Source organism: Kitasatospora sp. NPDC091257 (assembly GCF_044757675.1).
GTDB lineage: Bacteria > Actinomycetota > Actinomycetes > Streptomycetales > Streptomycetaceae > Kitasatospora > Kitasatospora lactacystinica.
Genome location: NZ_JBIVVI010000738.1, coordinates 1 through 4634, shown reverse-complemented (window position 1 = coordinate 4634; position 4634 = coordinate 1). Strand labels below are relative to the sequence as shown.

Sequence of the window (4634 nt, the reverse complement as noted above, 5' to 3'; positions counted from 1 at the left end):
GGGGGCTCGCCTCCGGGACCCTGCCAATCGCGCCAGTAATCACTGGCATGGTTGGCAGGGTAGCCCTTGCTGACACCGGATGGAAGAAGCACGACGGCTCCGGTTCGGGGAACCTTCCGGGCCGGCGGTCCTATGCTGATCGCCGTGGACAAGGTCAGAGCTGCTGCGGGCGACAGAAAACGCGAGTACCGGGTGGAGGAACTGGCCGAGGCCGCCGGCATCACCACCCGCACCCTGCGCTTCTACCGCGAGCGCAAACTGCTTCAGCCACCCCGCAGGGAGGGCCGCATCGCCTGGTACGGCGAGGAGCACCTGGCCCGGCTGCGGATGATCGGTGAACTGCTCGAACGCGGCCACACCCTGGGTGGCATCGCCGAGCTGATCGGTGCCGGCGAGAGCGGGCGGGACGTCGCCGAGCTGATCGGACTGGAGGCGGCGATCGTCGCGCCCTGGTCCGACGAGACCCCGGTGCGCCTGGACTGGGACGAACTGAAGACCGTGTTCGGCGACCAGCTCACCGAGGAGAACACCGCCGAGTCGATCGCCCAGGGCTACATCACCGTCGAGGAGGACGGCATCACCCACGTCAGCCGCCGGCTGATGGACGCCACCACCGAGCTCGTGGCGGAGGGGGTGCCGCTCTCGGCCGTGCTGGAGGCCAGCCGGCGCACCCAGGAGCACGTGGACGCCATCGCCGAGATCTTCATCGAGGTGGTCAGCGAGCACCTGCTCAGCGCGCTGGCCGCCGACGCCCCGCTGCCGCCCGGAGCGGCGGCCCGGCTCACCGAGCGCATCCTGCGCGTCCGGCCGCTGGCGCGTACGGTCGCGGACGCCCAGTTCGCCCTCGCGATGGACCGTCGGGTGCACGTCGAGTACACCGAACTCCTGCGCCAGCGACGGGAGAACGGCTCCGAGGCGTAACCGGGCCACTGTCCGGGCAGGGATCCCCGCGTCCCGCCCGCACGTTGGAGGTACCGCCGATGCCCCGACCGCTCAGCCGCCGAGCCGCCCTCGGCCTCGCCGCCGGGCTCGCCCCCGGGGTCGTGCTCACCGCCTGCGGGTCCGGCTCCCCGGCGCCGGGTGCCGGCTCGGCGGGCTCGACCGGTTCGACCGGTTCGACCGGTTCGACCGGCGGCGGCTCGGCAGGCGGAACGCGGACGGTCCGGCACGCGCGAGGCGAGAGCACCGTGCCGGCGCGGGCGAGCCGGGTGGTGGTCCTGGACACCGACGCGCTGGACTCGGTGGTCACCCTCGGCCTCAGCCCGGTCGGCGCCACCACCGTCACCGCGGGCGCCCCCTTCCCCGCCTACCTGCCGGCGGAGCGGCTGTCCGGGACGAAGCCCGTCGGGGCGATCGGCCAGCCCGGCCTGGAGACGATCGCGGCACTGCGGCCGGACCTCATCCTGAGCAACCAGGTCCGCGACGACAAGCGCTACGACGAGCTCTCGAAGATCGCGCCGACGGTGCTCTCCAGGACCACCGGCCCGACCTGGAAGGAGAACGTCCGGCTGCACGCCGAGGCACTGGGCCGCCAGACCGAGGCCGAGGCCGCGGACGCGGCGTACCGGACCAGGCTGCGGGACCTCGTGACCGCACTCGGCGGGCCGGCCAGGGCGGCGGCCACCCGGGTCGAGATGGCCCGCTTCCTGGCGGGCGCACCGACCAGGCTCTACCTCAACGACACCTTCGTCGGCTCGCTGTTCAAGGACCTCGGGCTCGGCCGGCCCGCCAACCAGGACAAGCCCGGCTTCTCGATGGAGATCAGCCCCGAGCAGGTGGACCAGGCGGCGGCCGACGTCATCTTCTACTCCGTGTACGGGGACGCGGCCAAGTCGGACCGGGGAAGGATCACCGAGGGCGCGCTCTGGAAGAGCCTGGACGCCGTACGCAGCGGGCGGGTGTTCGACGTGGACGACAGCCTGTGGATGCTCGGCATCGGCTACACCGGGGCCGGGCTGATCCTGGACGAGATCCGCAGGGACCTGGCGCCGGCGGGCGGGTGACGGACGACAGATGCCTGATGACGGATAACAGATGATGAAATCTGTCATTCGTTATCCGTCGCCGGTCATCCGTCGCCCGTCACCCGTCACCCGTCACCCGCCATCCACCCGCCGCCCGGGCGGTCACCACTGCCCGTACCGCTCCGGCCGCAGCCGCCCGGTGCATGCGAGGAAGGCCACGAACCCGCCGAGGACTATCCAGCCGGGCCAGCCGGCCAGCGACATGGTGAGCGGGTCCAGCTCGGCGCCCGGGGCGGCGAACTCCCGCACCATCGACACGCTCATGCTGCTCGCGAAGGCGTGCGCCAGCACCGCCGGGACCACCGACCCCGAACGCAGCCTCAGCCAGGTGAAGACCGGCAGGACGAGCACACAGCTCACCGTCAGCGCGGGCACCGCCAGGTACCAGGGCCGCCCCGGGTACTGGCCGCCCATCAGCAGCGTCGGCAGGTGCCAGAGCGCGAAGGCCGTTCCGGTGAGCACGTACGCCCGCACCAAGGCCGCCGTACCGCCACCGCCTCCGCCCTCGCCCCGGCCGAGTCGCAGCAACCGGGGGAAGAGGAAGCCCTGCCAGCCGATCTCCTCACCGAAGAACAGCGGCAGCGACAGCACCATCCCGATCGAGCCCTGGAGCGCCCACGATCCGATCCGCCCGGCGTCCAGCGATCCGAAGCCGGCGAACGGGTAGCCGCCCGCCACCGCACCGAGCACCAGCGTCGCGGCCGTCAGTCCGCCGAGCACCCCGAGCGGCAGCAGACAGGCCCGGACCGCGCGGGCCCGCGGTCGGGGCCACCGCAGCGCGAGCGCCTCCCGCACCCCGCCGCCGCGCTCGACGAAGCGGACCACGAGCAGGGCCGCCAGTGCCGGGGCCAGCATGGCGGCCCCGATGCAGAGTTGTTCCAGGGCGCCGACCTCCTCACGGGCGTCGGCGCGCCGGTAGCCGCCGGCGAGCAGTGGTGTCATGGCCGCCCACATCCCGGCGTAGGCGAGCACCAGGTAGACCAGCAGGCCGCGCCATCGGACGGCGCTCGGCGGGTTTTGCTTCAGTAGCGTCATGCCGGGGACGCTACGGGCCCGGGGGTTCGCCCCGGAACCAAGTTCACTGCCGTTACCGAGGGTTGTCCACTACCACCGCGATGGTCGAGTTTTCTGGGTGTACGGAGGCCCGGTGGAGGTGCTACTTCGCGCCCCGCGCTCCGCCGCCCGCCACCGGCCGTTCCGCGAACCTCCTCCGAAGCTGCACGAGAAGGAAAATTGACGTATCGTCAGGCGCCATACAGCGGGAGCGACGGTGGTCCGCTCACCGTCGCTCCCGCCGTACTCCCCCGCCGTACTCCCCCGCCGGCCGGCACCCACGGCCCGGCGGGGCCTCGACTCCTTCCCGGGCCCGGGCCTGATCGGTCCAGGCCCGGGCCGGCCCGGTTCCGACCCGGTTCCGGGCTCGGCTCATGCCCGAGGTCTCACCGGAACCGGCGCCGGACTCGGCTCAGTTGACGTTGACGGCCGTCCAGGTGGCGGCGACGGCGTTGTACTCCGCGCTGCCCGATCCGTACAGGTCCGCCGCCGCGCTGAGGGTGCCCGCCCGGGCGCCCGCGTAGTCGGTGGTCGAGGTGAAGTAGGTGGTCAGCGCGCGGTACCAGATCTGCGCGGCCTTGTCCCGCCCGATGCCCGCGAGCGTGGAGTTGTCGTACGTCGGGCTGTTGTAGCTGAACCCGTTGACCGTCTTCGCGCCGCTGCCCTCGGACAGCAGGTAGAAGAAGTGGTTCGCCACTCCGGACGAGTAGTGCACGTCCAGGTTGCCGACGTTCGCGTCCCAGTAGTCCGCCGAGGCGCCGTCCTTGCTCGGCTGGTCCATGTAGCGCAGCGGGCTGCCGTCGCCGCGCAGGTTGATCAGCTCGCCGATCCAGTAGTTCGGCGGGTTGGAGGGCAGGTTGGCGTACCACTCGACCATCGTGCCCATGATGTCCGAGGTGGCCTCGTTGAGGCCGCCGGACTCACCGGAGTAGTTGAGGTTGGCGGTCGCGGCGGTGACGCCGTGGCTCATCTCGTGCCCGGCCACGTCGATCTCGGTGAGCGGCGCGGTGTCGTTGTTGCCGTCGCCGTACGACATGCAGAAGCAGCTGTCGTCCCAGAAGGCGTTGACGTAGTTGGAGCCGTAGTGCACCCGGCTCAGGGCGCCGACGCCGTCGTTGCGGATGCCGCTGCGGCCGAAGGTGTTCTTGTAGAAGTCCCAGGTGGTGGCGGCGCCGAACTGGGCGTCCACGGCGGCGGATTCGCGGCTGTTGACCGTTCCGTCGCCGAAGTTGTTGCTGGTGTTGGCGAACAGCGATCCGGTTCCGTCGGTGCCGCCGTTGAGGTCGCTGGTGGACTGGTCGCCGCGGCTCGCGTCCTTGAGCGAGTAGCTCGAACCGCTCTGGGTGGTGGTCAGCGGGACCTGGCCGACGAAGACGCCGTTGCCGGTGCCGGCCGCGGTCTCGATCGTCTCGTGCGTGGCGAGGACCCGGCCGTCGGCGGCGTCGGTGACGAGGATCTGGCGGCTCGGGGTGCCGTCGGCGCGCAGGCCCTCGACCGTGGTGCGGTACGCCAGGCGCGGGGTGCCGTCGGTGGCCCAGACCACCAGCTCGGCCTGAC

Annotated in this window: 4 protein-coding genes; 2 read left to right on the top strand and 2 right to left on the bottom strand. The window is 71.8% G+C overall.

What is annotated here, in order from left to right:
• The first annotated feature begins 144 nt into the window (after positions 1–144).
• Together ACIQOV_RS28525 and ACIQOV_RS28520 are read left to right on the top strand one after the other, a co-directional pair.
• Positions 145–921: a MerR family transcriptional regulator gene (locus ACIQOV_RS28525; protein WP_401053325.1), complete on the top strand. Its 777-nt coding sequence runs from the start codon at positions 145–147 to the stop codon at positions 919–921.
• 59 nt (positions 922–980) lie between these two features.
• On the top strand, positions 981–2003 hold the full coding sequence (locus tag ACIQOV_RS28520; RefSeq protein ID WP_401053323.1) for an ABC transporter substrate-binding protein: 1023 nt from the start codon (positions 981–983) through the stop codon (positions 2001–2003).
• Between the two features lie 123 nt (positions 2004–2126).
• Here ACIQOV_RS28520 and ACIQOV_RS28515 read toward each other — a convergent pair whose 3' ends face one another.
• Positions 2127–3059, bottom strand: a complete 933-nt coding sequence (locus tag ACIQOV_RS28515) for a CPBP family intramembrane glutamic endopeptidase (RefSeq protein ID WP_401053321.1) — start codon at positions 3057–3059, stop codon at positions 2127–2129.
• A gap of 430 nt (positions 3060–3489) precedes the next feature.
• Positions 3490–4634 (bottom strand): M4 family metallopeptidase (locus ACIQOV_RS28510; RefSeq protein ID WP_401053319.1); only part of this gene is annotated, 1145 nt, incomplete at its 5' end.

Bases quoted from the DNA above. Each gene is read 5' to 3' on its own strand.
- ACIQOV_RS28520 (WP_401053323.1), top strand. From the start codon at position 981: ATGCCCCGACCGCTCAGCCGCCGAGCCGCCCTCGGCCTCGCCGCCGGG.
- ACIQOV_RS28515 (WP_401053321.1), bottom strand. From the start codon at position 3,059: ATGACGCTACTGAAGCAAAACCCGCCGAGCGCCGTCCGATGGCGCGGC.